This window comes from Aquitalea aquatica, from assembly GCF_013911085.1.
In the GTDB taxonomy this organism is placed as follows: Bacteria; Pseudomonadota; Gammaproteobacteria; order Burkholderiales; family Chromobacteriaceae; genus Aquitalea; species Aquitalea aquatica.
The window spans coordinates 1-26,513 of record NZ_JACERN010000024.1; the positions used below are offsets into that span (position 1 = coordinate 1).

The 26,513-nt window shown below is 58.9% G+C and carries 28 protein-coding genes and 1 pseudogene; 6 read left to right on the top strand and 23 right to left on the bottom strand.

The genetic code is table 11. The features are described from left to right. Positions 1-273: 273 nt before the first annotated feature. The 5 genes from H2Z84_RS08585 to H2Z84_RS08605 form a co-directional block, all read right to left on the bottom strand. Positions 274-582, bottom strand: a complete 309-nt coding sequence (locus H2Z84_RS08585) for a hypothetical protein (RefSeq protein ID WP_220272753.1) — start codon at positions 580-582, stop codon at positions 274-276. 203 nt (positions 583-785) lie between these two features. Further along, on the bottom strand, positions 786-1,859 hold the full coding sequence (locus H2Z84_RS08590; RefSeq protein ID WP_181835626.1) for a PepSY-associated TM helix domain-containing protein: 1,074 nt from the start codon (positions 1,857-1,859) through the stop codon (positions 786-788). Between the two features lie 147 nt (positions 1,860-2,006). Beyond that, positions 2,007-4,115, bottom strand: coding sequence for a TonB-dependent siderophore receptor (locus tag H2Z84_RS08595; protein ID WP_181835627.1), 2,109 nt, complete (start codon positions 4,113-4,115; stop codon positions 2,007-2,009). Between the two features lie 323 nt (positions 4,116-4,438). Next, the gene (locus H2Z84_RS08600) at positions 4,439-5,044 is read right to left on the bottom strand and encodes a nuclear transport factor 2 family protein (protein ID WP_220272754.1); all 606 of its coding nucleotides are present in this window, start codon (positions 5,042-5,044) and stop codon (positions 4,439-4,441) included. Positions 5,045-5,089: 45 nt separating this feature from the next. Continuing rightward, the gene (locus tag H2Z84_RS08605) at positions 5,090-5,638 is read right to left on the bottom strand and encodes a carboxymuconolactone decarboxylase family protein (protein WP_181835628.1); all 549 of its coding nucleotides are present in this window, start codon (positions 5,636-5,638) and stop codon (positions 5,090-5,092) included. Positions 5,639-5,746: 108 nt separating this feature from the next. Here H2Z84_RS08605 and H2Z84_RS08610 point away from each other — a divergent pair, with 108 nt between their 5' ends. Beyond that, a complete protein-coding gene (locus tag H2Z84_RS08610; RefSeq protein WP_220272755.1) occupies positions 5,747-6,649 on the top strand; it encodes a LysR family transcriptional regulator in 903 nt (300 codons plus the stop codon). Between the two features lie 166 nt (positions 6,650-6,815). Here the strand turns inward: H2Z84_RS08610 and H2Z84_RS08615 are convergent, their stop codons facing one another. Beyond that, positions 6,816-7,220, bottom strand: a complete 405-nt coding sequence (locus H2Z84_RS08615) for a nuclear transport factor 2 family protein (RefSeq protein ID WP_181835629.1) — start codon at positions 7,218-7,220, stop codon at positions 6,816-6,818. Between the two features lie 110 nt (positions 7,221-7,330). Here H2Z84_RS08615 and H2Z84_RS08620 point away from each other — a divergent pair, with 110 nt between their 5' ends. After that, on the top strand, positions 7,331-8,197 hold the full coding sequence (locus tag H2Z84_RS08620; protein ID WP_181835630.1) for a LysR substrate-binding domain-containing protein: 867 nt from the start codon (positions 7,331-7,333) through the stop codon (positions 8,195-8,197). Here the strand turns inward: H2Z84_RS08620 and H2Z84_RS08625 are convergent. Continuing rightward, positions 8,192-8,401, bottom strand: a complete 210-nt coding sequence (locus tag H2Z84_RS08625) for a helix-turn-helix domain-containing protein (RefSeq protein ID WP_220272756.1) — start codon at positions 8,399-8,401, stop codon at positions 8,192-8,194. The genes H2Z84_RS08620 and H2Z84_RS08625 overlap by 6 nt on opposite strands. Here H2Z84_RS08625 and H2Z84_RS21525 point away from each other — a divergent pair. After that, positions 8,370-8,855, top strand: a pseudogene (locus tag H2Z84_RS21525) (YbiU family protein). The gene H2Z84_RS08625 and the pseudogene H2Z84_RS21525 sit on opposite strands and share 32 nt — an antisense overlap. On the opposite strand, the gene H2Z84_RS08635 reads toward H2Z84_RS21525, so the two are convergent. The 10 genes from H2Z84_RS08635 to H2Z84_RS08680 all read right to left on the bottom strand — a co-directional run bounded on the left by H2Z84_RS08635 (position 8,794) and on the right by H2Z84_RS08680 (position 18,132). Next, positions 8,794-9,321 (bottom strand): DinB family protein, encoded by a 528-nt coding sequence (locus H2Z84_RS08635; RefSeq protein ID WP_181835631.1) that lies wholly within the window; start codon positions 9,319-9,321, stop codon positions 8,794-8,796. The pseudogene H2Z84_RS21525 and the gene H2Z84_RS08635 overlap by 62 nt on opposite strands. 79 nt (positions 9,322-9,400) lie before the next feature. Continuing rightward, positions 9,401-10,033, bottom strand: coding sequence for a LysE family translocator (locus H2Z84_RS08640; protein WP_181835632.1), 633 nt, complete (start codon positions 10,031-10,033; stop codon positions 9,401-9,403). A 383-nt stretch (positions 10,034-10,416) separates the two neighbouring features. Continuing rightward, positions 10,417-10,728 (bottom strand): hypothetical protein, encoded by a 312-nt coding sequence (locus tag H2Z84_RS08645; RefSeq protein ID WP_181835633.1) that lies wholly within the window; start codon positions 10,726-10,728, stop codon positions 10,417-10,419. Between the two features lie 373 nt (positions 10,729-11,101). After that, positions 11,102-11,752, bottom strand: a complete 651-nt coding sequence (locus H2Z84_RS08650) for a C39 family peptidase (protein ID WP_181835634.1) — start codon at positions 11,750-11,752, stop codon at positions 11,102-11,104. 383 nt (positions 11,753-12,135) lie between these two features. Beyond that, positions 12,136-12,972, bottom strand: a complete 837-nt coding sequence (locus H2Z84_RS08655) for an isocitrate lyase/PEP mutase family protein (protein WP_181835635.1) — start codon at positions 12,970-12,972, stop codon at positions 12,136-12,138. 653 nt (positions 12,973-13,625) lie between these two features. Beyond that, the gene (locus tag H2Z84_RS08660; RefSeq protein WP_181835636.1) at positions 13,626-14,768 is read right to left on the bottom strand and encodes an alpha/beta fold hydrolase; all 1,143 of its coding nucleotides are present in this window, start codon (positions 14,766-14,768) and stop codon (positions 13,626-13,628) included. Positions 14,769-14,938: 170 nt separating this feature from the next. Then, entirely contained in the window at positions 14,939-15,685 is a 747-nt protein-coding gene (gene cheZ, locus H2Z84_RS08665; RefSeq protein ID WP_181835637.1) for a protein phosphatase CheZ, read from the bottom strand. A gap of 53 nt (positions 15,686-15,738) precedes the next feature. Continuing rightward, positions 15,739-16,128 (bottom strand): chemotaxis response regulator CheY, encoded by a 390-nt coding sequence (gene cheY, locus H2Z84_RS08670; RefSeq protein ID WP_181835638.1) that lies wholly within the window; start codon positions 16,126-16,128, stop codon positions 15,739-15,741. A gap of 78 nt (positions 16,129-16,206) precedes the next feature. Continuing rightward, entirely contained in the window at positions 16,207-17,145 is a 939-nt protein-coding gene (locus H2Z84_RS08675) for a chemotaxis protein (RefSeq protein WP_181835639.1), read from the bottom strand. Between the two features lie 36 nt (positions 17,146-17,181). Then, positions 17,182-18,132 carry a chemotaxis protein gene (locus H2Z84_RS08680; protein ID WP_181835640.1) on the bottom strand — a complete coding sequence of 317 codons (951 nt, stop codon included), beginning with the start codon at positions 18,130-18,132 and terminating at the stop codon, positions 17,182-17,184. 25 nt (positions 18,133-18,157) lie between these two features. On the opposite strand from H2Z84_RS08680, the gene H2Z84_RS08685 reads away from it, so the two are divergent. Next, positions 18,158-18,301 (top strand): hypothetical protein, encoded by a 144-nt coding sequence (locus H2Z84_RS08685; protein WP_181835641.1) that lies wholly within the window; start codon positions 18,158-18,160, stop codon positions 18,299-18,301. 8 nt (positions 18,302-18,309) lie between these two features. Here the strand turns inward: H2Z84_RS08685 and H2Z84_RS08690 are convergent, their stop codons facing one another. The 5 genes from H2Z84_RS08690 to eat form a co-directional block, all read right to left on the bottom strand. Beyond that, positions 18,310-18,471, bottom strand: a complete 162-nt coding sequence (locus H2Z84_RS08690; protein ID WP_181835642.1) for a hypothetical protein — start codon at positions 18,469-18,471, stop codon at positions 18,310-18,312. Position 18,472: 1 nt separating this feature from the next. Next, positions 18,473-18,808 (bottom strand): P-loop NTPase family protein, encoded by a 336-nt coding sequence (locus tag H2Z84_RS08695; protein ID WP_181835643.1) that lies wholly within the window; start codon positions 18,806-18,808, stop codon positions 18,473-18,475. A 265-nt stretch (positions 18,809-19,073) separates the two neighbouring features. Further along, positions 19,074-19,895, bottom strand: coding sequence for an ethanolamine ammonia-lyase subunit EutC (gene eutC, locus H2Z84_RS08700; RefSeq protein ID WP_181835644.1), 822 nt, complete (start codon positions 19,893-19,895; stop codon positions 19,074-19,076). Beyond that, positions 19,895-21,274: an ethanolamine ammonia-lyase subunit EutB gene (locus H2Z84_RS08705; RefSeq protein WP_181835645.1), complete on the bottom strand. Its 1,380-nt coding sequence runs from the start codon at positions 21,272-21,274 to the stop codon at positions 19,895-19,897. The genes eutC and H2Z84_RS08705 overlap by 1 nt, the downstream gene beginning before the upstream one ends. Positions 21,275-21,312: 38 nt before the next feature. Then, complete coding sequence (gene eat / locus H2Z84_RS08710) at positions 21,313-22,728, bottom strand: ethanolamine permease (protein WP_181835646.1); 1,416 nt, start codon at positions 22,726-22,728, stop codon at positions 21,313-21,315. 366 nt (positions 22,729-23,094) lie between these two features. Here eat and H2Z84_RS08715 point away from each other — a divergent pair, with 366 nt between their 5' ends. Further along, a complete protein-coding gene (locus tag H2Z84_RS08715) occupies positions 23,095-24,069 on the top strand; it encodes a helix-turn-helix domain-containing protein (protein ID WP_181835647.1) in 975 nt (324 codons plus the stop codon). 95 nt (positions 24,070-24,164) lie between these two features. On the opposite strand, the gene H2Z84_RS08720 is transcribed toward H2Z84_RS08715, so the two are convergent. Next, positions 24,165-25,625: an aminotransferase-like domain-containing protein gene (locus H2Z84_RS08720; RefSeq protein ID WP_181835648.1), complete on the bottom strand. Its 1,461-nt coding sequence runs from the start codon at positions 25,623-25,625 to the stop codon at positions 24,165-24,167. Between the two features lie 224 nt (positions 25,626-25,849). On the opposite strand from H2Z84_RS08720, the gene H2Z84_RS08725 reads away from it, so the two are divergent. Further along, positions 25,850-26,464 carry a LysE family translocator gene (locus tag H2Z84_RS08725; protein WP_181835649.1) on the top strand — a complete coding sequence of 205 codons (615 nt, stop codon included), beginning with the start codon at positions 25,850-25,852 and terminating at the stop codon, positions 26,462-26,464. The last annotated feature ends 49 nt before the right edge of the window (positions 26,465-26,513 follow it).

The following is a 26,513-nucleotide window of genomic DNA, read 5'->3' on the forward strand; positions in this document are numbered from 1 at the left end:
AATGAAAGGCCGAAGAAAGCACTGGGTGGTTTGACGCCAGCGGCCTATGCCGAATCACTTGCTGAGAAATCAGGTAAATTAAGCCCGGACTCTAAAGCCCTCTGCTACTGAAAGTGGGGGGGCGTCGAGCGGTTTAAAAAAGTCAAAGTCGGCATTTCAGCTTTGATCGGTGACGTTGCCTTGGGCAGATGACCCTGGATTGAAAATACCGACGCGATAACGTCGGCATTGTTTTTGTGCATTGCGAGGAATCAGTCCATCAAGTCGCCGGGGTCATATCTTGTAGGCATCAACAATGCCTTGTAGCTGGCGTGACAAATTGTCCAGCTGCAGAGCGGAGTTAGCCGTGTTGCTGGCGGCGGCACTGCTTTCTTCTGCCATTTGTGCAATCCCTTCCACCTGCTGCGCAATATTGGTGGTGGTAATGCTGTGTTCCTTGATAGCGCTGGTGATTGCATCCACCAGTACCACAGCACGCTGGCTGCCGCTTTCAATGGAGGTGATTGACTCATTGGCCTGTTCTGCACCACGTACGCCGTTAGCCACATTCTCCTCTACCTGCTCCATCGCCTTGACCGCCACTTTGAGTCGCCCTTGCTTTCATGGACGGTCTTCAGCCACTGCTTGCGATGTCTAGCTTGCCTTCCGCCCCATATGAAAGACAGAGCTGCCGTAACGATTGATCAGCAGGGGTTTGATTCACCAACTTGCAGCCTGGATGATGTCCAGGCAGCTTTTGGTCTTGCCTGCTGCTTGGCGCAGGGTTCTGGCAGTGCTCGGCCACTTCACACGGCTGCTTTTGCCTGCCTGAGCCGCTTGTTGCGACGTGCCAGCCATTGATAGACACCCGAAATGCCCAGCAACATCAGTAGCAGTCCGCTGGCGCACATCAATATACGTTGTGTCAGCCCGCCGATACTCCCATCATGCAATACCAGTGCCCAGCTGCTAATCCGCCGCCACGGCGTGGTCTCTTCCGTTTTTTCCAGTTTCAGCAGGGTGGCGTGATAGGGGTCGAGGCTGAGCAGGGTACTGCCATTGGGGTGTAGCTCCCCCGGCAGGCGCAGGCGCAATGTCACTGGCTTGTCTGGCTGGGCACTGATGCTGATGCTGGTCAGCCGGCCTTGGGGCAGCTGGCGCTGGGCGACACTGACCAGCCTGTCCAGTGGCAAGCGTGGCGCATCGGCCTTGATCAGCCGTTGTTTTCCCGCCTTGCCGTGGCCGGCCGGAGTCAGCCAGTTGCGGATGGGTTGATTGAACGCCAGGACCAAGCCACTGAGTGTACTAAGCAACAACAGCAGCAGCATGGCCGCACCGGCGCAGCGGTGCAGGTCGCCAATCAATATGGCCAAGCCTTTGTCGCTGCGCACTCGCCAGGCCTTTGACCAGTTTTTTGGCCACCAGTGAATGATGCCGCTTAGCAGTATCAGCAAGATAACCACGCCCACCACGCCCACCCATGTCTTGCCCTCACTGAGTAGCAGGCGCTCATGCAGAGAATGCAGCCAGCGCCAGCCATCTGTAGTGCTGTTGGTAACTGGCAAGATATTTCCGCTGACCGGGTCCAGCCATAGCGTGTTGTCTTCGTGGCCTGGCATGCGTATCCGGGCCTCGATGGCGTCCTGCCTGCTATCGGCTAGCCGCAGCGTGACCTCACCTTGTGGATGAAGCGCGCGGATGGTGTCGTAGCCGGCTTGGTAGTTGGCCGGGGAGCTCTGCGCTGGCAGGGTCTGTGCGGGAATGGTTGGCTGTAGTTCCTGGCGAAATACCAACAGGCTGCCGCTACAGCCCAGCACGATGGCAAACAGCGCTGCAGCCAGGCCCAGGTAGCGGTGTAGCAGGATGATGATGCGTTTCATAGATTGTCCAGATCAGTCAGGAGGCCCTCGTCAACAGCCCGCGCAGCCTGTGTTAAGGCGCTGGCGGGTAGGGGCTGGCGGTATCGACGGAGCGGGTGCTGGCCTAGCCGCCTGACCAGAGCCCGCTCCGCTAGCAAGAACTGCAAGTCAGAAGGTGAGGCTGGCCTTGACCAGTAGCTCGCGTGGGTCGCCCAGACGCACGGTGGATACGCTGCCGCTGCTGCTCGTGGTGGTGGTGCCGGTACTGGAGGCGTAGTAGGTTTTGTCGAATACGTTTTTCAGATTGGCCTGGATTTCCAGCTTTTTGCCACGCAGGCGGGTTTGCCAGGCGATGAAGGCATCGGTCACGGTGTAAGACGGCAGCTGGAAGGAGTTGGCCGCATCCCCCTGACGCTCGCCCACGTAGCGGGTACCGCCGCCTATGCGCCAGTGGTTGCCAAACACATCATTGCCCAGATCGTAGGCCAGATTGATGCTGCCGCTGCGCTTTGGCACGTTGTACAGCTGCTTGCCGGCATAAACCGGATCACTGGTGACGATGGCATTGGTGTAGGCCAAGGCCAGGGTGAGCGACAGTTTTTTGGTGATTTCACCGCTGACATCCAGTTCTACCCCCTGCGAGCGTACCTTGCCCATGGCTTTGTCGATGCCGTCGGTATCGGTGGCCACCACATTGGTTTTCTCGATATGGAATACGGCGGCAGTAGCACTGATGCCGTGGTCTTCCAGCTTGATACCTGCTTCGTGCGATATCCCGCGTTCCGGGGCAAAGCTTTGGCCATCGCTCGCCGCATTAGGCTGGAACGATGTGCTGTAACTACCGTAGAGCGACCAGTGGGGCGTCAGTGTGTAGATCAGGCCGAACTGCGGCAGGGCGGTGTAGCCATCGCTACGATCACTCACCACATAAGGTCGCCCTACGCCATCTTCCTGCTGGTAATGCTGATAACGCAGACCGTAGGTGGTGCGCCATGCCGGTGATAGCGCCCAGTTGTCCATCAGCAGCAGGGATTGGGTATTGATGGTGCTACGGTTGTCGCTCTGGCTGGCGCTCAATGTGGTATTGGCGCTGCTAACACGGCCATACACCGGATTGTTGACATTCAATTGGGTCAGGCTGCTGGCACTGCCGCGGAAGGTGTCCGAACGCTGCTCGCGAAACTGGGTGATATCCAGCCCGATTACCGGTTTGTGGTTCTGCCCCAGAATGGAAATATCGCCTTGCAACTTGCTGGACAGGGCCAGCGTGCTGTTGTTGACCACATTGCCATCCAGCCTGCGGGTTAGCACGCCAGTACGCGCATTGTAGGCTGTGGCGCGGGTTTCGTAGTTGCTGTAGCTGATTTCATTCCAGGCGAGCTGGGTATCCAGTGTCCATTGGCTGTTCAATACCCGGCCATAGCTGGCGGTGGCCGCCTGTGTCCTGCCTTGGGCCACATCCAGCAAATCACCCAGCCGTGTCTCGCGGGGCACATTCAGCGGCTTGCCATTGTAAAACACCGTACCGCGATCCCAGGGCATGGAAAAATCCGTGTACTGGTAGGACAGCAGCAGCTTGTTGCGCTCATCATTCCAGGCCAGGGATGGTGCAATCATGGTGCGCTTGGTACTGCCAAAGTTGCGCCAGTAGTCGGTGTCCTGCTTGTCGGCAATCAGGCGATAGGCAAGGTTGGAGTCGCCAATGGGGCCGGTCGTGTCCAGCGTGACCGAGCCGCCACCAAAGCTGCTGCTTTGCCCGCTGAGAGTGGTTTGGGGCGTGTTTTCCGGTTTTTTACTGATGACATTGATGACCCCGCCTGGCTCCTGAATACCGTATAGCAAGGAGGCCGGGCCTTTCAGCACTTCTACCGATTCCGTCGTGGCGTCGAAATTGCTCATCAGATAAGAGCGCACGCCATCACGCAGAATGCTGCCATCGTTACGCTCACCAAAGCCGCGACGGGTGAAGCTATCCTGTATCCCGGCCAGCGTGTTGCTTTCCACAATGCCACTCACCGTACTGACGGCCTCGGCCAGGGTTTTCACCTGTTTGTCAGCCAGGGTTTGCGGGGTGACGCTTTGCACGGCCTGCGGAGTGTCCAGGCTGCTTTGGGCATAGCCGGCCACGCTGGTGGTGCGGCTCTGGTAACTGTGCTGCGGGTTGTTATCGATACTGGCGCTGACTGAAACCGTATCCAGCGTAACAGCATCATCGGCTTTGGCGGTCAGAGGGATCAGGAGCAAGAGGGAGGTGGATAAGACAGATGCAGGTTTCATGAAGCAGATTATGTAAATGAGAATCATTATCATAAATTAACTCGCCTCATTCGCCTAGTCTGTTTTTTGTATGTAAAGGCTACTTCTTGTGTGAAAGGGCGGGGCCGGCGGGGAGGATTGGTGGCCGACTTGGTCGGGCGGAAAAACCTGAATACGCGCCACACCGGAGCATGTCCGCAATTCTGCGTAAACCGGTTGTTATTGCTAGCTATTCTGACCGGTCGCTCAGGCCGAGCTTTCGCCAAACGAAAAAAGGGGGCGGCGGCCCCCTTCGTCTTGTCTGCTATCCCGGCCTGTTCGTAGCTTGACTCGCTATCACTGTTTCAACGTCGATCCGGGATGCTTGCGCCCGTCCTGGGGCTATCGTTGAGCATGCCCATGCTGGTGTGCTGCCGGTTTTTGGCATGCACGGGTGCGCATGGCGGTGACCCCGGTTTGAAGGGGCATCGCTGACTGGGGGCTTGTCTATAGCCCCAGCGCTGATAGCGAGGGGTGCTCGTCTGGCCGTCGGCCCTGGCCCAGTGGAACAGCCGCATGGATTCAGTAATGGCCAGGTCGTTGATGCTGGCGTGGCGCATGGCCATTAAGCCGTGTTCGTCAAATTCCCAGTTCTCATTGCCGTAAGATCGGTACCACTGGCCCGCTTGGTCATGCCATTCGTAGGCAAAGCGCACCGCAATGCGGTGATCGGTAAAGGCCCATAGTTCCTTGATCAGCCGGTAGTCCTGTTCGCGCTGCCACTTGCGGCTAAGAAAGGCTTCGATTTCTTCCCGGCCCTGTATGAATTCATTGCGGTTGCGCCATTGGCTGTCGGGCGTATAGGCGAGTGCAATGCGGGCGGGGTCGCGGCTGTTCCATGCGTCTTCTGCCAGCCGGACTTTCTGGGCTGCACTGGTGGAATCGAATGGCGGTAAAGGCGGGCGGCTCATGTGTGGCTCCTTGGCGATGGCCCCGGCGTGGGCCGGGGCTGGGGGTCAGGCAGTCAGAGGCTGTACTAGGGGAAAGTCGATGTCTGTTGCGGCTACCGAGTTAATGTAGTTGGTCCAGGTATTGAGTGCGACATGCAGCACGATTTCGATGATTTGTGCATCGTCATAACCGGCTTCCTTGATGGCCTGCAGCAAGGCAGCACCGACATGGCCGCGTTCGCGTGCTACCTGGGCCGCGAAGCGTACCGCAGCATCAGCCTTGGCATCGGTTGACGTGCCACGGCGGTTGGCCAGGATTTCGGCATCGTCCAGTTTGGCGAGGTTCTTGCCCAGGTAGCTATGGGCCGACAGGCAATAGGTGCAGCGGTTGATTTCGGCCACGGCCAGGGCGATGCGTTCGCGAGTCTGTGCCGGTAGGGTGCCACGGCCCAGTGCGCCGGATAGCGCGAGATAACCTTCCAGGGCTTGCGGGCTGTTTGCTACCAGGCGGAACAGGTTCGGGACGATGCCAAACTGCTTGTTGACTGCTTCCAGCAGCGCTTGCGAGGCGGCAGGGGCGTCAGCGATGGTGGCGGGGGTGTAGAGGTGCGACATAGCGGGGCTCCGTTCAGGTGGTGAGTTGCGACACCTCGAAGCATACTTATCTTTTAATTTGCTGATAATTGGTTAAAATTTGAAATAACTATCCCAAAAATTGAGAATATGGCTGATCGATTAGAAGCAATGACGCTACTGGTGGCCGTGGTGGATGCCGGTGGTTTTTCGGCGGCGGCGCGCCGGCTTTCGCTGCCGCTGGCTACGGTCAGCCGCAAGGTGGCAGACCTCGAAGCACATCTGGGTGTGCAGCTTTTGCAACGCTCCACGCGCCATATCGCGCTGACCGATGCCGGCCGCAGCTATGTGGAATCGTGTCGGCGCATTCTCGATGACGTGAACGAAACCGAGCGTGCCGCAATCGGCGAATATGCAGCGCCGAAGGGTGATCTGGTCATCACGGCGCCCGTGGTATTTGGCCGGCTGCATGTCACCCCAGTAGTGGTGGAGTTCCTCAAGGCTTTCCCCGCCATCAATGTCCGCCTGCTGCTGAGCGACCGGGTATCGCACCTGTTGGAGGAGCATATCGACCTGGCCGTGCGTATTGGCCCACTGCCGGATAGCAGCATGGTGGCCAGCCGCGTGGGTGAAGTCCGCCAGGTGGTGTGCGCCTGTCCCGAATATCTTGCAGAGCGTGGTGTGCCGGCCCTGCCTGAAGATATCGCCGTGCACGATTGCATCAGTTATGAAAGTCTGGCGGGCACCCAGGCTTGGCCTTTTTATCGGGGCGAGGCTGTATCGCTGCTACCTATCAAGCCGCGACTGATCGTCAATGGCGCAGAAGCAGCGCTGGATGCAGCCTGCGGTGGACTAGGCCTTACCCGCGTACTGTCCTACCAATGCGAACCGGCACGCCAGGCTGGCCGGGTGCAGATTGTGCTGGCGGATTTCGAGCCGGCACCGTGGCCGGTAAGCTTGCTGTATGCCGGGCAGGGCAGGTTGCCAATCAAACTACGGGCCTTCCTGGACTTTGCTGCGCCCAGGTTGCGCCGCCAGCTGGCAGGGGGCTGAGCGGCGCTTTGCCTGCGGAGCTGTCACGGCCGGGAGGGGGCGACGCGTGTTGCTGACGGTACCCATGGCTTGAGTAGGGCGAACATGGCTAGGTTGGCGCAGAGGCCTGAAGCTCTGCTGCGGGCGGCGCTCCTGCTGCCTCGTGTTGCCTCACTGAGTGGTGCGCTCATTCCCGGCTGAAGCGGTCGCCCAGATCGGCACGGATGGTGTGGGTATCGTAGATAATGACCAGTTTTTCGATCAGGCCCGCAGCATCGAAGTCAAACACATCGACACAATCAAAACTGACGGTACTTTGGTCTTTCAAGACCCAGTCATAGCGAAAATAGGCGGTGGCACGGCGGCTGCCGCTACTGCTGTGGAACAGGTCGAGCAGGGTGATCTTGCTGCGGCCGGATGCATCCGCCAGCTTGCGGTAAAAGGATGCCGGACTGACCCAGCCCAGCAGGGGCGAATAGATGGTGGCCTGCGGTGCAAACAGCGCGACCACGCCATCCACATTGCTCTTTTCAAGTTCACGCAGGTAGTCTGTCAGCTTTGCTGCGTACTGAGCCGGATCGATACTGGACATTAGTGTGTTCCTTGCTTGGTGTGTACCGCCACCTTAGCCATTTGCCCATGAACCGAAAATCGACAAATTCTGAACAGGGGTATGCAGCCGATGCATACCCGCTTGACGCGTTGACCAAGCCCCTGCCTTCCACCATGGGTTTGCAAGCATTTGTCGCGGTGGCGCAGCTGGGCAGCCTGTCGCGGGCGGCGGCCCAGTTGTATCGCACCCAGGGAGCGGTCAGCCGGCAGATTCAGCAGCTGGAGCAGCATTATCAGGTGGTGTTGTTTCAGCGTAGCGCGACCGGCATGCACTTGAGCCCCGAAGGCGAACAGCTACAACAGATTGCTACGCGGGCGCTTGCCGATTTAGCGGCTTTTTCCCGCTTTGCCAGTCAGCAGCAGCAAAGCATTCGCCTGCGCCTGCCTTCCACCTTGGCACTGCGCTGGTTTTTGCCACGATTGGATAGCTTGCAGCAGCTGTTGCCCGGCATCCGCATCGACATCAGTACCTCGATCAGCGATACCCCTGATTTCTCCCGGTCAGACCTGGACGCCATGCTGGTCAGGGGCAATGGCCAGTGGCATGGGCTGCATGCAGCACGGCTGTTTGCCGAGCATCTCACCCCGATGTGCCGGCCAGAGATGGCCCTGACATTACGCGTCCCGGCCGATTTGCAGCACCAGTGCCTGATCCATGCCGATGCCAGCCAGCAAGAGTGGCAATACTGGTGGCAGCAATATGGCACCGGCACCATGGCGGCGCGGCATGTGGTGTTTGATTCGCTGGAGTCAGCCATTGGTGCGGCGGCACTGGGCTACGGCATTGCCCTGGGAGACCCGCGCCTGGCGCAGGACAAGCTTGCCAGCGGAGAGCTGGTGATGCCCTTTGCCGACTTGCACACCGGCGAGCAGGCTTACTTTCTGGTCATGCCCGAGCCAAGCCGCAACAGCCCCAAACTGTGCGATCTGGTCACAGCCTTACTTACCCTGTCATAGGCGGCCAGGCCGTGGTTTAACCAGGCTTGTCCTGAGCCAGAGAATGCGGCCTGCTGCTGGGGATGCGGTGCATGCCTTGCGATACTGCAGCGGTGTCATGTGCTTGAGGCTACGGAACTGGCGATTGAAATTGGCGCTATTCGGATAGCCAGACTGCACGGCAATGCTGGCAATGGACAGGCGGGTATCCAGCAAGCCACACATTTACGGCGTGTACTGGTCTCCGCCACTGGTTGAGGCCAGACAGTCCGCGCGGACCAGGGCACGCGTATTCCTGAACCAGCTATGGCCGAATGAAAGCGAGGGCCAGCGTCATTTCGACCCAGAACAAGCCCCCAGCAATACCGACCATTTGCGGTAACCCCCCCCCGGCGCAGCCTCGCTGGGCTTGTCTGCGCATGGTGATGGCGGCTCGGTGGAGCGCTGGCTGGATGAGAATTTCCGCAAGGTGTATCGCCATGTATTCAGTGGCAACTGGCGAGACTATGACCCGTTTGATGGCGCTTATCGTACCGAGGTGCGCGAGATTCCCTCGAATGACTCTTGTCTTCAGGTGCAAGCCGCCTTGTGGCGGCTTTTTTGTGGTGTCTACCCGGTTACACCCCCATACCTTCACCTTGCTTGTGCCCTCGGCGCTCAGGCTCGGTGGCATGGATAAATACCGTATAAGTGTCGGCCGGGCGCAGCCCACCGGCCATATCCAGAGCGTGGCCGATGGCACCACGGTGGTAGGTGCCGTGATTCACCAGATGGAACAGAATCTCTTCACGGCTCATCGAGCCACTTTGCCCATCGAGAAAGCGGAAGTAAATTTTTTCACCCAGCTTTGCGGGAGACAGCGATTCCGCGTAAGCCTGCAGCCAGTCATTGGCATCTGACAGACGCCTGCCCAGTTCCTCCAGCTCAGGCACGTTGTCCGAGTTGCTACTGGTGTGCGGCTCGGGCATTTCCATCAGCCGCGCCCGGAATACTTCCTCCACCCGCACCAGGTGGTTCAGCTGCTGGCGTGCAACGGCCAGCTCTGCAGGAAAGGCCTGTGCATCGATCTGGTCGATGGCAGCCAGCGTGCGCTGGTCAGCCCAATGCTTGTAGTGCAGCTGGTTCAGGATTTGTGTTGCGGGCATGGAAATGATCTCGTCAATTGTTTACTCACCAAACAGTCGCGGTCATGCACAGCAAAGCATTCTGCCCGCTGTGCGGAACTCAGCGCCCAGCCGCTGTCGCAAGCTTCAGTCCCAGCACCATCATCACCCCGCCCGCCACACGATCCATCGCTGTTTTGTAGCGCAAGTATTGCTTGCGTGGTGCTTCGGACGAAAGCGCTAACGCGAAGAGGGAATACCATCCAGCCTCGATGGCAAAAACCAGCAGGACAATAGCGCTGCTGAAGCTGACAGAGGGGAGGGCGGGCAGGAATGTGGCAAAAACACTGGCATAAACAATCGCGGTTTTGGGATTGCTCAGCTGGGTAGTGGCGCCGGTAATAGCACTGTTCAGGTAACTACTATCCGTCGATACATTGCCATCCGTGGGCATGGCGAGTGCTTGTTTTGCACCATGCCAGATTTTCAGTCCCAGATAGGCCAGATATAAACCACCAGCAATCTTGAGAAATAGATAAAGCGCTGGCACGGCCAGCAGCAAGCCATTCAGGCCAAGCAATGACAGCGCGGCAAAGACAAAACCACCCAGGCCCATGCCAAGCGCGGTGCAAAGACCATTGATACGGCCGGATGTCACCGCCGTTTTCGCCACCATCACAAAGCTTGGCCCTGGGCTGATTGCGCCAATAAAAAGTGCAGACCCGATGCTGAGCAATGCGGTTATTTCTTGCATTTTCTTTTCCTGAGTATTATTGGATGGCAACTTAGCTGGTTGTGAATAATATCTTTCAGTGCAAGATTGTGTTGTTCTTGGTAGCCTTAATATGGAGCATGTGGTTATTCGGGGTGTGCATTTTGTTGGATGTCTGCAAATTATCCAATGACTACCAGTCAGAATTAACTAAATTTTCTTCGCTCTGGTGAGTGCGATATTTAACAATGCTACGCCAGCAACAAAACACCAAAATTGAAAAGACGGTAGGTTGCCAGACATGGCACCGATAATTAAGCCAGACCCTAATCCTGCGAATATTTTTGACATGTTCTTTGCTCTCTAGTTACTACGTCTTGGAAGATGTTACTCGTTAAGACCAGATATGCAAGTTGAGCGTAACATTATCCGGCGTAAATAAATGCAACCCGATTGATTAACGGTATAAGCACGATGATCCCACGCTCGGAGTAAGCATACCAACTACCCTGTGCGGAGACCGCACGGTTGATCACGCTTGCAACCTCAGCTTTGATTGGAATACCAAAGCCATACTGATTTAAGTAATTGTCAAGTAAAGGCCCTGGTTTTGTACGAGAAGCCCCTTCTCCCTCAAACCACTCGCGATGACCATGCAAGGGAGTTGCCTCCCATGTCAGTTCAGGTACTAAGTCGCTTGGATTTTTGTGGGACATATGCGAAGGAAGCTCATACAAGATGACTCCCGTCTCATTTCCTCCGGGGCCAAAACCCCAAGAGTTAGTCTCTGTGTACAGAACCTTCTGTACTTCTAGCTGCGGAGGAAGCAGGGATAAGCGATTTGGAGCTCCGAGACACCACACTGCAGCCGAGAACGCTACGCAAAGCAGCAAACATGACAGTAGGCAACCCAGGGCTCGACGTTTTATATGCATGCTGAGTGAAAACCTTTCCATCTGACCGTTCTTGTCCTATAGCATCCCTGCATCAATATCTTCCAACAACCCTTTGTGGATGGTGAGATTCTTAAAAAGCTGACCCTCAACTATTTGAGGTAGGCTGCCTTATACAGCTTTATGCGCAAGGTCCAGTTGGCTGAATAGTTGGATATCATGGGTTTGTGCCGTTAACAAGAATGACACCAGTGACCAAACCGGCAGGAATCGCGATGCCGAATGGGGTTGTCTGCGGAGCATATTCTTTGTACGAGAGGGAGTCATCAAAATCGTAAGTAACGCCTCCCCAGGGATTTGGCCTCATCCGATATGCAAAAGGATCGAATATATAGAACTTAAGTATCTGGATTCCAGTATCTGAAACAATTGCATCAATTCCAGTTAGTACAACAGCATGGCCGAACTGGGGGCTAGCCTGATAGGTAAGGATTACGGGTTTATTTTGTTTGAGCTGGTTATAGAGAACTGTAGGCAACGGTGCCCCAAAAATGAGTTGCCCTGAGACAACCGATCTCTTGCCATTTACGTCAGTGAAGATACCATTGGTTGCATTGATCATTTCACCGGGGCTGCCTGTGCCGCTGACCACAACCCCTTTCACTCGCTCAACAATCCTTTCCTGGGGCAAGTTGACGCCCTCATAAGAAAGAACCATCTCAGCGCTTGATGCCCAACACCACAAGGGGTCATTCTGCTTGCGATAGTGCACCTTGAAGTCGTCTTTAGATATTCCGACGAACTCCGCTGATGCGGCTAGTGGGATGCACATGAAAAGCGCAATAATGCCACCTAGAAGTCTCTTCATTGTTAATCTCCTTTTGTACGAATACCGACCAAAATGATGTCCGTCCGAAATCATCACGCCCAATGTTAAATTTGAATAGCAAAATTACGCCATCACTTGCCGGTCTACTGCATACCCTACCGGACGTTAATTCATTGATGCCCGCTTAGCATCTGCTTCTCCGCGATACTACTCTATCTCTATCAGCTTACTAAATTCGCAGAGAAAGCAGCTGTAGCGAACGACAGCTTTTGAGCGTTAGCTGCGAACGGACGCTCTTGGCCGCAAGCAGTCACTCTATCGTATGGCATTGCTACCTGCCCCTGCCCACTAGCAATCAAATCACCTGTCTTGTTTCGATTAATCCAAATATTTCCGCGTGCCATGGCAATGATGTAGGGCCACTACCTGCCCGGGGATTCCACCATCAGTGCGTTTGTTTCATCAAAGGAAATGGATTGGCTGGCAAAGGAGAAGGTGCCATCATCAATAATTTCCTTGGCTGCGCTGATTAATCCGCTTAATGCGGCGCGGCTGAGCGATGAGCCGAGGCTGACCCGTTTGACGCCAAGCGCGGTTAACTGCTCCATGGTGTAGGGCTGCCCGCGCAGCCCCATCACCACATTGACTGGTTTGCTCACCGCAGCGCATACCTCGCGGATAGCTTCTGCACCGGGTAGCCCGGGGGCGAACAAAACATCGGCACCTGCGGCTTCGTAGGCTTGCAAGCGGCGGATGGTGTCATCGAGATCCGGCTTGCCGTGCAGGAAGTTCTCCGCCCTAGCCACCAGTACAAATGGAAATGGCTGGCTGCGCGCCGACTCTACCGCGGCGGCGATACGCTCTACCGACAAAGAAAAGTCATAAATCGGCTGTTCTTTTCTCCCCGTCGCATCTTCAATCGAGCCGCCCACCAGCCCACATTCGGCAGCCAGACGGATTGTTTCTGCCACCACTTCGGGCGCATCGCCAAAGCCATTTTCCAAATCGGCCGCTACCGGTAAATCTGTTGCCTGGACAATTAGTTGCGCATTGGCCAGGGTTTCCGCGCGACTGAGGGCACCTTCTGCATCGCGTCTGCCCAGGCTGAAGGCCAAACCTGCACTGGTTGTGGCCAGAGCTTCAAAGCCCAGCGATGCCAGAATGCGAGCCGTACCGGCATCCCATGGATTAGGAATAACAAATGCTTTATCGCGCTGATGTAAGGCCTGAAAGCGTATTGCTTTCTCGAGCTGATTCATTCTTGGACTCCCAAGCAAATAGATGAAATCCTATTCGGAATGCATGGTGTGGTGATGCTGTTGGGAAAGAGCGGTGGTGGACCGGCTAAGCAAACCCCCGCGCTTCTTTGTACAGACGACTGTACTGTCGGTCTCGACGCGCCTTGATCTGTGTACTCTGCAAGCGGTAGTTAGCGGGGTTAAGCCGAAATAGCGAGATATCTGTAGGCTATCGCCATCACTGGTTCTGGCATTTTCCTGCCACCTTACACCCAATCCATTGTGCATAAAAGGGGCGTCGGCTGGCTTTGTCCTGCCCGGTATCTGGCCTCGTCTGGGGGCTGTCTGTTTTGCGGAATTTACCGCGCCAATGGGGTGCTTGGGCTGTTTGCCATGGTGTGCACGCCGGGGCCGCACGGGTTGTGACAAATGCGCGGCTACTGGTGAGTGTGCTTATTTGGGGCTGCTAAACAAAGTTGGCAGAGCATCAGGGCCAAGACACGCTGCTGCTGGCAGTACCGGGTGTCGGGCAAGGAGGCGCAACGCAGCTGCGGGCGGGTTTGTGCTATTGCTTGGCCCGAAAAGCCAGGCTGCATGGCGGTTGCCATGGGGGAGGGCGTGCGTGATGATGCGGCCTGCCGGGTGAGCTTCTTTGTTGAGGGGGCATCTGCTTGCTACCGCAGATGTTGCAGCAGCTGGTCGGCCACGGCTTGCCATTTCGAGCTGGAAATCACTGCATGGCCGGCATCTTCTATCATCACCGCTTCGGTGTCGTAGGAGCGGGCGGTGGCAGCCACCACATCGGGCGGGATCAGGCGGTCGCGGCTGCCGCCGATGACCTGTACCTGCGCGCTGATATTGTCCGGATTGACATAGGCGGGCTTGCCTTCGGCAGCCTGCAGGGCGATGGCCTTGCCCAGCGGGTCGCCCATGAATTCGACCACGGGTTCCAGCGTTCCCGGCAGCAGGCCCCAGGGCGGCACCGAGCAGATCAGGCTGGCCTTGCGGATGCTGCGATTACCCTCCAGCACGCGCTGGGTGAGAAAGCCGCCCATGGAGTGGCCCACGATCAGCACCGGTTTGTCGGTGAGCTGCTCGAGCACGTGGTAGACGTCTTCCTCATAACCACGCAAGGTCTGGTTGGCGCGCGGCGGACTGCCGCCATGGCCACGCAATGACAGCGCGGTGCTGCTGAGGCCGTGGCGGGCAAAGTAGGGCAGGAAGTTTTCCCGCCACTGCCAGCCATCACCGGCCACCCCGTGAATGAACAGCACATGGGCGCGTGCAGCGGCGGCATCGGCATGAAACAGTTCGATGCCGTCGTTCATTTCATAGCGGCAGGCTTCAGCCGGATCGGCTTCGGCCAGCTGGATCAGGCAGGAGGTTTCCTCGCCATCCTGGGCAAAGTGGGTCGTCAGGCCACGGCATAGTGAGGCCATGCGGCCATTGCGACGCAGATACTGGATGCGCAGGCGGTTTACCTTGCGGCGGCGGGCATGTTCCAGCGCCTGGTCAAACAGCATGCGGCCTATGCCTTTGCCCTGGCAAAAGCTGTCCACGCTGATGCCCAGCTCGCCACAGGGATGGCCTTCGTGCTGGAATACCGCGATATGCACCACGCCGATCAGCAGGCCACGGTAGAGCACGCCAATGACGATGTCGCGATTGAAGTTGATGCGGTCGACGTAGTCGGCGAGGGCGGCCTCGCTCATTTCCAGACCAAAGCGGGTAAAGCGGTCTTCGTCGTTGAGTATTTGCAGGTGAGCAAGTACGGCCGGGCGGGTGGTTGCCTGAAGCCGGCTGAATTCGACGTTCATGAGGCTTCCTTTATTGTGCATTGCAGCAATTGCTAGTGTAGAACTTTCCTCCGGCAATGCAAGCAGCAGTGGCAACACCTGTCACGCAGCGGGGCCGAGCCAGCGACAATCGCCCATGACAAAGCCCCGCCGTGGCGGGGCTTTGCTGGCTGCAACAGGTGGGGGCGGGGCTAGAAGCCCAGGCTTTCCAGCAGGTCGTCCACTTGCTGTTGGTTGGAGAGCGCGTCGGGTTGGCCTTCCGGGTTGATGACCGGGCCATTGAGCAGACTGCTGTCCAGTTCTCCTTTTTTGTGATCGGGCGAAAACTCGACCAGCAAGGTCAGCATTTCGGTTTCCAGGTTCTTGAACATGTCCATCATCTTCTTGATGACCTGACCGGTCAGATCCTGGAAGTCCTGCGCCATCACGATTTCCAGTAGCTGGGTATTGGTTTCGTGGGTTTGCTGCGGCACCTGGTTCAGGTACTGGTGGGTGTCATCGGCCAGCTTCTTGAATTCCTCGGTGGACAGCTGGTTGGCATAGAGCAGGTTCCAGCGTTCCGACAGGGTTTTCGAGTGGTTGCCCAGATGGTCCTGCAGTGGCTGGGCCACGTCGATGGCATTGAGCACGCGGTCGGCCGCGCTCTTGGTCAGCGAGGCGATATAGCTGAGCCGGTCGCGGGCATCGGGTATGGCGTCGGCCACGCGCTCCAGCGACTTGTCGTAGCCCATGTCACGCAGGGCATTGTGCATTTTGCGGGTGATCTGGCCGATCTGTTCGTACATCTCTTCGTTATTATCATTTGCGCTGCCGGCATTGGTCTGGGCTGCTACTGCCACTGGTGCAGGAGCCTCTTCCTCTTTGTGCTGGCTGGCAATGCTGTCAAACAGTGCTTCGAGATCCGGTGAATCTCCGCTATCAAGAATGTGATCCGGCACGATAGCCTCTCCTCTGTGTTGACCTGGCAAGTTGGTTGGCCATGTTGATGCGTTTATTTGTTCATTGTCTGGAAGATCTTGTTCAGCTTTTCTTCCAGGGTTGCGGCGGTAAACGGTTTGACGATGTAGCCGCTGGCACCGGCCATGGCGGCTTCAACGATGTTTTCCCGTTTGGCTTCGGCTGTAATCATCATGAAGGGCAGGTGCTTGATCTGCTGGTCGGCTCGCACCGCCTTCAGTAGCTCGATGCCGGTCATGTTGGGCATGTTCCAGTCGGAAACGATGAAGTCGAAGTTCTGGCTCTTCAGCTTGTGCAGGGCCACTTGGCCATCTTCGGCTTCGTCTATATTGGTAAATCCCAATTCTTTCAACAGGTTGCGGACGATTCTTCTCATTGTTGAAAAATCATCGACAACCAGGAATTTGATATTCTTGTCCACCATAAATGACAGCTCCAGAAAAATGATTTTCCACGGAATCGGCAGCGCTGCGCCCTTGTTTAATTTTCTGTCGGTGCGGCTTTACCGTTGCAGATATGGCATCAGGGTTTCAGACAAGATGGTGGGATCGAATTTGGCCACATAGGCATCGACACCCACGCTGGAGCCCATCGCCTTGTTGGCGTTGGAGGACAGCGAGGAGTGCATGATGACTGGAATGCCTTTGAAGCGGACATCGGACTTGATCAGCTTGGTCAGGACATAACCGTCCATCTCCGGCATTTCCGCATCCACCAGAATGATCTTGAGATAGTCGTGCAGCGACTCGTCCTCACCCCAGCTGCGACCAGCCAGTACTTGCAGGCGGTCCCAGGCTTCGCGGCCATTGGTGGCCTGCTGGAACTTGAGCCCCATCTTTTCCAGCACGCTGGTGATTTCCTTGCGTGCCACCACCGAGTCGTCGACGAAGAACAGGTATTGGTCGGTGTCCAGCTGGGCCTGCGGGATGTCCGGCAGGCGCGGCTCACCAATCACCGATGCCAGGATCTGTTCCACATCCAGAATGGAGATCAGCTTGCCGTCTTCCAGTTCGGTAATGGCGGTGATCATGCTGGAGCTGCTACCGCTCATCATCATGTTTTCCGGGGCGCGGACCCGGTCCCAGTCGACGCGGATGATGTGATCGACCGAATCCACCAGAAAAGCCTGGGTGCTCTTGTTGAATTCGGTGACGATCATGGTATCGAACTTGTGCTGCCCGCGTTCCGGGTCGACAAAGCTGGCCAGCGAAATCACCGGAATAATGTTGCCGCGCAGCGACAGCACGCCCTGCACCCCGAACGGCATGTTGGGGGTTTTGGTGATGGCTGGCGTCTGCGAGACTTCCCTCACCTTGAATACATTGATGCCGAAGGTTTCGCGCGTGCCCAGCGAAAACAGCAGGATTTCCATTTTGTTGGAGCCTGCCAGTTTGGTACGGGCATCGACACTGGCAAGCAAGGATGCATCTGTGGCTGACATGGTTGGTCCCTCTCCCGGGTGGTGAGCCGGTCTGGTTTAGTTTTTTGCCAGGCTGAGCATTTCGCGCAGTTTCATCGACAGCTTCTGGGCTTCGAACTTGGATACATAGGCATCGACTCCTACCGACTGGCCCAGCTTCTGGTTGGATGTGCCGGACAGCGAGGAGTGCATCAGTACCGGGATGCCGGCAAAGCGCGGGTCGCTCTTGATCAGCTTGGTCAGCATGTAGCCGTCCATTTCCGGCATTTCCACGTCGGTCAGCACCAGATGCAGGGTTTCGCACAGGCGCTTGCCGGACAGCTCGGCCTGCATGGCCATTTTTTGCAGTTCTTCCCAGGCGCGCATGCCGTTGATGGCGAAGGTGTACTTGACGTGCATGGCGTCCAGGGTTTGCTGGACCTGCTTGCGGGCAACGGCGGAGTCGTCGGTGAAGAAGATCATGCGTTCTTCTTCGATGGGTTCGATATTGATGAAGTGGTGGGCATCGTCAACCAGCGAGGTTTCCGCCAGCACTTTTTCCACATCCATCATCATGGCCAGCGTGCCCTGTTCCAGTTCGGTAACGGCAGTGACCAGGCCGGCCATGCGATTGGTGATCATGTCCGGCGGTACGCGCATGGCAGACCAGTCCAAACGCAGGATGGTATCCACCGCCTCTACCAGAAAACCCTGCGTCTTGCCGTTGTATTCGGTGACGATCATGATTTCCGGCTTGTTGCTGGTGACAATGCCGGCGTATTTGGCCAGGTCGATCACCGGCACCAGTGAGCCGCGCAGGCTGACCATGCCTTCCACCGACGATGGCATTTCCGGAGCAGACGTGATTTCAGGGGTACGCATGACTTCGCGCACCTTGAACACGTTGATGCCGAAAATTTCCTTTCTCCCCGTACGCTGGTCGTGACCCAGGGAGAACAGCAGGATTTCCAGCTTGTTGGTCCCCGCCAGTTTTGTTCTGGCATCGATTTTTTTAAGAAGGTCTGACACTAAGGCATCCTAGGTGATGTTTGGAATGGTGCAGCTCAAGCGCTCGTTCTGGCGGGTGGGCCACTTCTGCTGGTACAGCGGCGGGTGGCTGCCCTTTACGGTCGAAGCCGCAGCACCGGCTGGCTGCTTGCAGTTTATTGCATTGTTTTTAAATTTTTATGCGCGGTAACACCGTGCTTAATAAACCACACTATAGCTACTGTTGTTGAAAACAGCCAAGCGCTGCAAGGTTTTGTCTGATGCAATCGCAGGTAAATAGCTGTTGATGACAAGAAAGAGCTGAATATATGCGAGCTGGCGGCCGATGCCGCAGCCGTTATCGGGCCTGTTGCCGGTCATATCACTTGTCCGGATAGCCCTGATGGCACATGACGCCGGCGCGAATGCGCATGCGCTTGTCCTCGTTTGGCAGGTCAACGATCCAGTCGCCCGGCGCAGAAGACATCAGCAGCGCCACTTCCTTCCCCTGCTTGTTCATGATGTCGTGAAAAACTGCGCCATCATCCACATGCAAACTGCCCTGGTCGGTTGTGATGCGATAGCTGCTGACAAAGGGGCTTGTTTTGCCCTCTGCGTATTCTTTACCTCCGCCGATCAGGTATTTCCTGATGTAGCAGTCGGGATGATTGTCCTTGTTCTGGGTGAGGCTGGTGGCATGGCTCAGGGACTGCAGCATATCCTTGCCGCCTTGCAGCAGATTGCTACAGGCGCTGAGGCAGAGAACACTGCTGAGAAGGAAAATGGCCCGCATGGTACTCCGGGGGGCTGGCATACTGCGCAGGGGCAGTCTGGTGGTTAAGGCCGGGCATTATTGCCGCAGCCTGGCTGATGCATGGCGCATGCTACCGTAAATCGGCACTAACGCGGAATGTTTGGCCAGGTAAAGATCCTGGCGCTTGCGGGGGCCGGCGCGGCACCATGCAGCCTTCCCGCAGGGTGATTCATGCCCGCTCTGTTGCTCCAAGCGCAAGGCGGGTTTGCAGATCCAGCCAGCCTTGTTCGGCGGCGCTGCCATCCTTCAGCGCCACCCCAGTGCCGCCGCTGCGCCCAGCGCGGATCAGCCAGGCCAGCTTGTAGGCCGCCAGCGGGTAGGGCAGGCCTTGTGGCCGTACATTGGAAATGCAGTTGCGCTCGGAATCCATGCGCCCCGTGCGCGGTGCGCTGGTGAGATAAATCCCCAGGCTGTCCGGCGAGCTGAGGCCAGGGCGTTCGCCAATCAGCATCACTACCATCGCCGCCTGCAGGCATTCGCCCACTTCATCCGCCAGCGCTACCCTGGCTTCCGCCGCCAGCACCACCGGCCCCACGCGCAATCCTTGCTCGTGCAACAGCGGCAGGGTGGCGGCAATCAGTGGCAGGGCATGGCTGGCCACGGCGCGGGCCGACAGTCCGTCGCCAATCACGAACAGCACATCACAGGGCTCCACCCCGGCAGCCAGCAAGCTGGCACGGCTGTCCGGGTGCAGGCGGCGGCCTTGATCGGGCCGTTGCAGATAGGCTGCGCGGCTGGGCGCTGCGCTGCGCACCGACAGCGCTGGCAGCCCCAGTGCTTGCAATTGCGCCAGCAGGCTGGCCTGATCCAGTGCGGTATGCACCGCATCGCGCGCCTGGGCGTGCGCCAGGGCAAAGCGCAAGGTTTCACGGGTGGGCAGGCTGGCGCCCACCCGGCCCAGCGCAATGCGTGCCACGGTGTGGCTGGCCAGGTCCTGCCAGCTGTCTTCGGTAATCGGGCTGATATTGCCGTGGGTGAGAGGGGCATTCATCACAAGGTCTCCATCAGTTGCAACAGGGCTTGCTGGCGGTCTTGTGCCTGCAGCTTGCCGGCACGGGTAATCGCCATGCTCTCCAGCCAGTCTTCGAATTCCGGCGCGCGCTTCAGGCCCAGCAGCTGGCGCAGGTAGAGCGCATCGTGAAAAGAGGTGCTCTGGTAACCGAGCATGATGTCGTCGGCACCTGGCACGCCGATGATGAAGTGGATGCCGGCCGTGCCGAGCAGGGTGAGCAGGCTGTCCATATCGTCCTGGTCGGCTTCGGCGTGATTGGTGTAGCAGATGTCGCAGCCCATGGGCAGGCCCAATAGCTTGCCGCAGAAGTGGTCTTCCAGCCCGGCGCGGATGATCTGCTTGCCGTTGTACAGGTATTCCGGGCCGATGAAGCCGACCACGGTATTCACCAGCAGCGGCGAAAAATGCCGTGCCACCGCATAGGCGCGCACTTCGCAGGTTTGCTGGTCCACGCCCCAGTGGGCATTGGCCGACAGGGCGCTGCCCTGGCCGGTTTCGAAATACATTACATTGTCGCCCACCGTGCCACGGCCCAGTTGCTGTGCCGCCTGTTGCGCCTCGGCCAGCACTGCCAGATTGATGCCGAAGCCGCTATTGGCTTGTTCCGTGCCGGCAATCGACTGGAATACCAGATCCACCGGCGCGCCGCGCTGGATCAGCTCCAGCGTGCTGGTGACATGGGTCAGCACGCAGCTTTGGGTGGGGATGGCATAGCGCTGGCGCACCTCGTCCATCATCGCCAGCATGGTGTGGATGGTTTCCGGGCTGTCGCTGGCCGGGTTGATGCCGATTACCGCATCGCCGGCGCCGTACAGCAGGCCATCCAGCATGGCAGCCGCGATGCCGCGTGCATCGTCGGTGGGATGGTTGGGCTGCAAGCGCACGCCCATGTGGCCGGGCAGGCCCTGGGTATTGCGAAAACGGGTGATCACCCGGCATTTGCTGGCCACCCACACCAAGTCCTGGTTGCGCATCAGCTTGCTGACGGCGGACACCATTTCCGGGGTGAGTCCGGTGGCCACAGCGGCCAGTGCATGGCTACTGGCGGCATCGGACAACAGCCAGTCGCGCAGCCCGCCTACCGTCAGGTGACGGATGGGAGCAAAGGCATGGGCGTCGTGGCTGTCGATGATCAGCCGGCTGATTTCGTCCAGCTCGTAAGGAATCAGCAGCTCGTTGAGAAACGTCACCAGCGGCACATCGGCCAGACACATCTGGGCGGCGACACGCTCCTCGGCGCTGCCCGCAGCCACGCCGGCCAGCTGGTCGCCCGCGCGCAGTGGCGTGGCGCGGGCCAGCAGGGTTTTCAGGTCGTCAAAGCGGTAACGGCGCGGACCGATGGTGATGGCGTAGGACATGGCTTGCCGGGGTGTGCCGTACACACCCCGCCTTTCTGTTATTTGCTGCTGGCTACAGCCGGTTTCAGACGTGCGGCATCACTGCCTTCCAGCAGGACATCGCTGGCGGCTGCGGCCCGCTGACGGTGGGTGAGCAGGTAGTAGGCATAAGCCACGGCCAGGCTGCCGGCAAAGATCAGCGCCAGCAGCTGGTTGTACCAGATCATGGCAATCAGGCAGACCACGGCGCAGGCCAGCGCCAGGCCAGGCAGCAGCGGATAGGCCGGAGCACTGAACGGGCGGGCCAGCGTCGGTTCGCTGCGGCGCAGCTTGAACAGCGCCAGCATGGACACGATGTACATCACGATGGCACCGAATACCGACAGGGTGACGATGTTGGCGGTCAGCGGCTGGCCGGCAATCTGGATCAGGTCGTCGCTGAAGATGGCGGCGATGCCAACTAGGCCACCGACGATGATGGCGCGATGCGGCGTCTTGAAACGCGGGTGGATCACCGCCAGCATCGGCGGCAGGTAGCCGGCACGGGCCAGCGCGAAGATCTGGCGCGAATAACCCATGATGATGCCGTGGAAGCTGGCAATCAGGCCCAGCAGGCCCAGCCAGACCAGCATGTGCAGCCAGCCGCTGTTGCTGCCCACGATCAGCTTCATCGCCTGCGGCAGCGGGTCGTTGATATTGGCCAGCTTGCTCCAGTCACCGGCACCGCCGGCCATGATCATCACGCCCATGGCCAGTGCCACCAGGGTGAGGATGCCGGCCACATAGGCACGCGGAATGGTGCGGCTGGGGTCCTTGGCTTCTTCGGCGGCCATGGCTGCGCCCTCGATGGCCAGGAAGAACCAGATGGCAAAGGGAATGGCGGCAAACATGCCACCGACGGCGCTCAGGCTGAAGCTGTCGCTGCCGGCCCAGCCGTGGTGGGTGAAGTTGTCCCAGCTAAAGCCCGGCGACACCACGCCCATGAACAGCAGCAGCTCGAAAATGGCCAGCAGGGTGACCACCAGCTCGAAGGCTGCCGCCACGCTGACGCCGACAATATTCAGCGCCATGAACACGATGTAGGCGCCACAGGCAATCGACTTGGCACTCAGCTCGGGAAACTGCACGTTCAGATAAGCACCGATGGCCAGCGCGATGGCCGGCGGGGCAAACACGAATTCGCACAAGGTGGCAAAGCCGGCAACAAAGCCGCCGACCGGACCAAAGGCGCGGCGGGCATAGGCAAACGGCCCGCCGGCATGTGGAATGGCGGTGGTTAGCTCGGTAAAGCTGAAAATAAAGGCCGTGTACATGATGGCCACGAAGATGGAGCTGAGCAGAAAGCCCAGCGTGCCGGCCTGGGCCCAGCCATAGCTCCAGCCGAAATATTCACCCGAGATCACCAGCCCGACGGCGATCCCCCATAGTTGCCAGCCGCCCAGCTTGCGCGCCAGGCCGTGATTGCTGCTACTCATCAAATTTCCCCTTGTTTTGTGACTGCTCCCTGTCCAGCGCCATGGCGACTGGTTCCTGCTGTGCATGCTAGGCAGTGCTGTGCCGGCGGCGTTATCGAAAATCGGAAAACAATTCGTGGCGGGCTGCCGGTGGGGCGGCTACAGATAAAGCCTGTGCAAAAGCCGTGCCTGCCGCCGGTCTTGCTGCGGTGCACACAATGGGCACTGCGGCTGGAATCAGGCACCGGGATGAGGCATGGGGCACCGGTGTGTGCACCGAGGCGGGGAAATTGCCGATTTACGATAGCAATGACCGGCTGCTGGCCGGGAAAGGGCTGGTGCGCTTCTTGCTGTGACTATCTGCATCAGGCAATGCAGGAGCAGGCAATGACGCCGCTGGGACAAGGAGTATCGCTGCAGTTCGTCACTCGACTGGCGGAAGACGCTGCCGATCAGGCTGCCTTCATCAGTGGCTGGCAGCAGGATTACGCGCAGATATCCTGTGGGCGTTTTGCCGGCAGACTGGATGAACTGTGCCTGGGGCGCTTGCAAGTGTTTCGTGAATACTCGGCCCGGGAAACCTTCCAGCAATGCCAGCCCTGGCAAGGGGCCATCTGGTTTGGTATTCCCGCCCCGGGCAGTGGCGAACGGCTGCGTTTTCATGGCCGCAGCGTGCCACCCGCTGCGGTACTGGTGGCGATGGGTGGCAGCGATTTTTCATTGCGCACACCGGATGACTTCACCATCTACGGCGTAGTGCTGGAACAGGCGGTGCTGCAGCAGCGACATCTGCAATTGTTTGGCCGGGACATGCCCGGAGCTTGGTTGCAGACTGCCGCCGTGCAGCTGCCGCAGGCCAGCCATCTGGCACTGTGCCGCCAACTGGGCGAACTGCTGGCGCTGGCGCGGGAGACGCCAGACCGCATAGGACGGCAGCTATTGCTGGATTGCTCGGCCGATGCGCTGCTACTGGCGCTGGCGCAGGCTTTGCCGACCACACTGGCCGGGCGTGACAGCAGCAGCCAGCGGCACTGGCAATGGGTGGAGCAGGCCAGGCAGCGTGCGCTGCAGCCGGCGGCGCGGCAGCTGACGGTGGAAGATTTGTGCCGCGAATTGCACGTGACCCGGCGCACGCTGCAAAACGGCTTTCAGGAAGTGACCGCCATGAGCCCGCTGCCTTTCCTGCGGGCGCTCAGGCTCAATCAGGTGCGCCGCCTGTTGCGCGCGCCGCAGGGGGCGGCCGACAGCATCCAGCAATTGGCCGAGGATTGGGGCTTTGCCACGCCCAGCCATTTCAGTTACGACTACCGCCGGCTGTTTGGCGAAACCCCCAGTCAGACCCGCCAGCAACCACATGGCTGAGAGGGCTGAGGGGGCTGGGTCGGGGTGTCGGCTGGCTGTGGCGCGGCTAACAAAATAGCGTAGAACCACAGGGCAAGGCCGCAGCAGGGGTTGTGTTAGCGGCTGAGTTGCTGGTGCGCCAGCATGCCGACGCGGGTGAGGGCGGCGACATAGCGCTCGTCCAGCGGATAGCAGCAGGACAGGCGCATGGCATTGCGGTAGCGCCCGCCGGGTGAATACAGCGGGCCGGGCATGATGCTGATGTTTTCGGCCAGGGCGGCATGGAATAGCGCCACGCTGTCGCAGGCTTCCGGCAGCTCCAGCCAGATCAGAAAGCCGCCGGCGGGGTCGGTGGCGCGGGTGCCTGCCGGGAAATGGCGGGCGATCAGGCCGCGCACCTTTTCCACATGCTGGGCGTAATGGCGCTTGAGTGCGCGCAGGTGGTGGTCGTAGCCGCCGGATTCCAGAAAGGCGCCCAGGGTTTCCGACAGCACCATGGGCTGGGCCACCGAAGAGGCAAATTTCAGCTTGCGCAGGGTGGCGCCAAAGCGGCCGCCTTCCATCCAGCCGATGCGGAAATCCGGGGCCAGTGTTTTGGTGTAGCTGGTGCAGAAGATGATCCAGCCGTCTTCGTCAAAGGCCTTGGCCGCTGGTGCCTGGGTGTCGCTGAACTGCAGCTCGGCATACAGGCCGTCCTCGATCAGCGGCACCTGGTAGTGATTCACCAGCCGCGCCAGCCGTTTCTTGGCTTCCAGCGGCATGCTGCATCCCAGCGGATTGTGAATATTGGGCATGGCCACCAGCGCGCTGATGCGGCCTTCCGACAGCAACAGCTCTACCGCATCCACCGACAGGCCGTGTTGCGGGTCGGTGGGAATCTCCACCGCCTTCAGACCCAGGCTGGCAAACAGCGGCAGCAGGTTGAAATAGGTAGGCGATTCCAGCCCCACCGCATCGCCCGGCTTGGTGACGGCGCGTAGTGCCAGCTGCAGCGCTTCCATGCAGCCATTGGTGAGAATGATGTTTTCCGCCTGCAAGGCCATACCCAGTTCCATGCTGCGCCGGGCAATCTGCACCCGCAGCCGTTCCGAGCCGGGCGGCAGGGCATAAGTGCTGACCATGCCGGGCTGGCGCCGCAGGATCTGCCCCATCAGCCGCGCCAGCTTGTTGCCGGGGTAGAAGTCGCTGCCGCGCGGGCAGGCCAGCGCCAGGTCGATGAAGCCGGGAGTCTGCTGGGCATCCAGTACGGTGCCGATCAGGTCCAGTACCTTGTTTTCGGTCGGTTTGGCGGCGCTGCTTTGCATCATGGCCGAGCGTGCCGGCGAGGGCAGGCGGGCACGCACATAGTAGCCAGACTGTGGCCGGGCCTCGATCAGCCCACGGTCTTCCAGCACCCGGTAGGCGGCCACCACGGTGTTCAGGCTGAGCTGGCGGCTTTGCGAGGTGCGCCGCACCGAAGGCAGACGCGAGCCAGGCGGCAGCGTGCCACGGGCAATCGCCAGTGACAGGTCTTCGGCCAGTTGCTGGTAAAGCGTGGCGCTGGCAGCGGTGCTGCGGGGCTGGGGGGCGTTGGGCATGGCAGGGCGTCCGGGCAAGGCAGGTAACAGGAAGACAATGCCGCAGCCGCTGCTGGAGCGACAGTGACAGTGCCCGCCATAGTCTGTGGTGACAGTTACAATAAACCTGACACTGTCACCATGACAATAGTGGATTATTGCGGCTGTCACCATATTACTCACCCGCCTTAGCATGATGGGGAAGCGCCGCATTGTGGTCGGCGCATGTTCACTGGAGCCCTGACATGCTGGAAGTCGCCTTGCTGTCCTATGTGGGCGTGATGTCCATCACGCCCGGTCCCAACAACCTGATGCTGGCCAGTTCCGGCGTCAATTACGGTTTTCGGCGCACCCTGCCGCACATGCTGGGCATCAGCCTCGGTTGTGCGGCGCAGGTGTTCATCACCGCCAGCCTGCTGGCCTGGGCCTTGCAATGGCTGCAGGCGGCACGCTTGCCGCTGGCGGTAGCCGGCTGTATCTATCTGTTGTGGCTGTCGTGGAAGATTGCCCGCTCCGCCTCACCGCAGGGCGTGGCCGAGGGGCAGCCGATGAGTTTCATCGCGGCGGCGCTGTTCCAGTGGGTCAATCCCAAGGCCTGGGTGATGGTGCTCAATGCCGCCATCCTGTTCATGCCGGCCGATGGCAGCCAGCGCCTGAGTGCGGCCTTGCTGCTGGCGCTGATCTTTGCCGTGGTCAATCTGCCCTGTATCAGCCTGTGGGCCTGGTTGGGCGAGCGGCTGCGCCATCTGCTGTCGGCGGCGCGTGGTTTGTTGCTGTTCAATCTGAGCATGGGGCTGCTGATGGCCGGTACTGCCGTGTATCTGCTGCTGGATGAGCTGCGCCATGCCATGCCGCTCTGAAACTGCATGCCAGCTTGTCCGGATTTGACAGTTTCTTGTCTGTGACTGG

What these genes read in the sequence shown, in the direction of transcription:
- H2Z84_RS08605 (WP_181835628.1), bottom strand. Translation starts at nt 5,638, where the DNA reads ATGTCGCACCTCTACACCCCCGCCACCATCGCTGACGCCCCTGCCGCC.
- H2Z84_RS08660 (WP_181835636.1), bottom strand. Translation starts at nt 14,768, where the DNA reads ATGAACGTCGAATTCAGCCGGCTTCAGGCAACCACCCGCCCGGCCGTA.
- H2Z84_RS08715 (WP_181835647.1), top strand. Translation starts at nt 23,095, where the DNA reads ATGACGCCGCTGGGACAAGGAGTATCGCTGCAGTTCGTCACTCGACTG.
- eutC (WP_181835644.1), bottom strand. Translation starts at nt 19,895, where the DNA reads ATGAATGCCCCTCTCACCCACGGCAATATCAGCCCGATTACCGAAGAC.
- H2Z84_RS08690 (WP_181835642.1), bottom strand. Translation starts at nt 18,471, where the DNA reads ATGACCGGCAACAGGCCCGATAACGGCTGCGGCATCGGCCGCCAGCTC.
- H2Z84_RS08675 (WP_181835639.1), bottom strand. Translation starts at nt 17,145, where the DNA reads ATGTCAGCCACAGATGCATCCTTGCTTGCCAGTGTCGATGCCCGTACC.
- H2Z84_RS08695 (WP_181835643.1), bottom strand. Translation starts at nt 18,808, where the DNA reads ATGCTGCAGTCCCTGAGCCATGCCACCAGCCTCACCCAGAACAAGGAC.
- H2Z84_RS08725 (WP_181835649.1), top strand. Translation starts at nt 25,850, where the DNA reads ATGCTGGAAGTCGCCTTGCTGTCCTATGTGGGCGTGATGTCCATCACG.
- H2Z84_RS08705 (WP_181835645.1), bottom strand. Translation starts at nt 21,274, where the DNA reads ATGTCCTACGCCATCACCATCGGTCCGCGCCGTTACCGCTTTGACGAC.
- H2Z84_RS08625 (WP_220272756.1), bottom strand. Translation starts at nt 8,401, where the DNA reads ATGTGTGGCTTGCTGGATACCCGCCTGTCCATTGCCAGCATTGCCGTG.
- H2Z84_RS08600 (WP_220272754.1), bottom strand. Translation starts at nt 5,044, where the DNA reads ATGAGCCGCCCGCCTTTACCGCCATTCGATTCCACCAGTGCAGCCCAG.
- H2Z84_RS08590 (WP_181835626.1), bottom strand. Translation starts at nt 1,859, where the DNA reads ATGAAACGCATCATCATCCTGCTACACCGCTACCTGGGCCTGGCTGCA.
- H2Z84_RS08685 (WP_181835641.1), top strand. Translation starts at nt 18,158, where the DNA reads ATGGTGCAGCTCAAGCGCTCGTTCTGGCGGGTGGGCCACTTCTGCTGG.
- H2Z84_RS08635 (WP_181835631.1), bottom strand. Translation starts at nt 9,321, where the DNA reads ATGCCCGCAACACAAATCCTGAACCAGCTGCACTACAAGCATTGGGCT.
- H2Z84_RS08610 (WP_220272755.1), top strand. Translation starts at nt 5,747, where the DNA reads ATGGCTGATCGATTAGAAGCAATGACGCTACTGGTGGCCGTGGTGGAT.
- eat (WP_181835646.1), bottom strand. Translation starts at nt 22,728, where the DNA reads ATGAGTAGCAGCAATCACGGCCTGGCGCGCAAGCTGGGCGGCTGGCAA.
- H2Z84_RS08615 (WP_181835629.1), bottom strand. Translation starts at nt 7,220, where the DNA reads ATGTCCAGTATCGATCCGGCTCAGTACGCAGCAAAGCTGACAGACTAC.
- H2Z84_RS08650 (WP_181835634.1), bottom strand. Translation starts at nt 11,752, where the DNA reads ATGAAGAGACTTCTAGGTGGCATTATTGCGCTTTTCATGTGCATCCCA.
- H2Z84_RS08640 (WP_181835632.1), bottom strand. Translation starts at nt 10,033, where the DNA reads ATGCAAGAAATAACCGCATTGCTCAGCATCGGGTCTGCACTTTTTATT.
- H2Z84_RS08720 (WP_181835648.1), bottom strand. Translation starts at nt 25,625, where the DNA reads ATGCCCAACGCCCCCCAGCCCCGCAGCACCGCTGCCAGCGCCACGCTT.
- H2Z84_RS08595 (WP_181835627.1), bottom strand. Translation starts at nt 4,115, where the DNA reads ATGAAACCTGCATCTGTCTTATCCACCTCCCTCTTGCTCCTGATCCCT.
- H2Z84_RS08655 (WP_181835635.1), bottom strand. Translation starts at nt 12,972, where the DNA reads ATGAATCAGCTCGAGAAAGCAATACGCTTTCAGGCCTTACATCAGCGC.
- cheY (WP_181835638.1), bottom strand. Translation starts at nt 16,128, where the DNA reads ATGGTGGACAAGAATATCAAATTCCTGGTTGTCGATGATTTTTCAACA.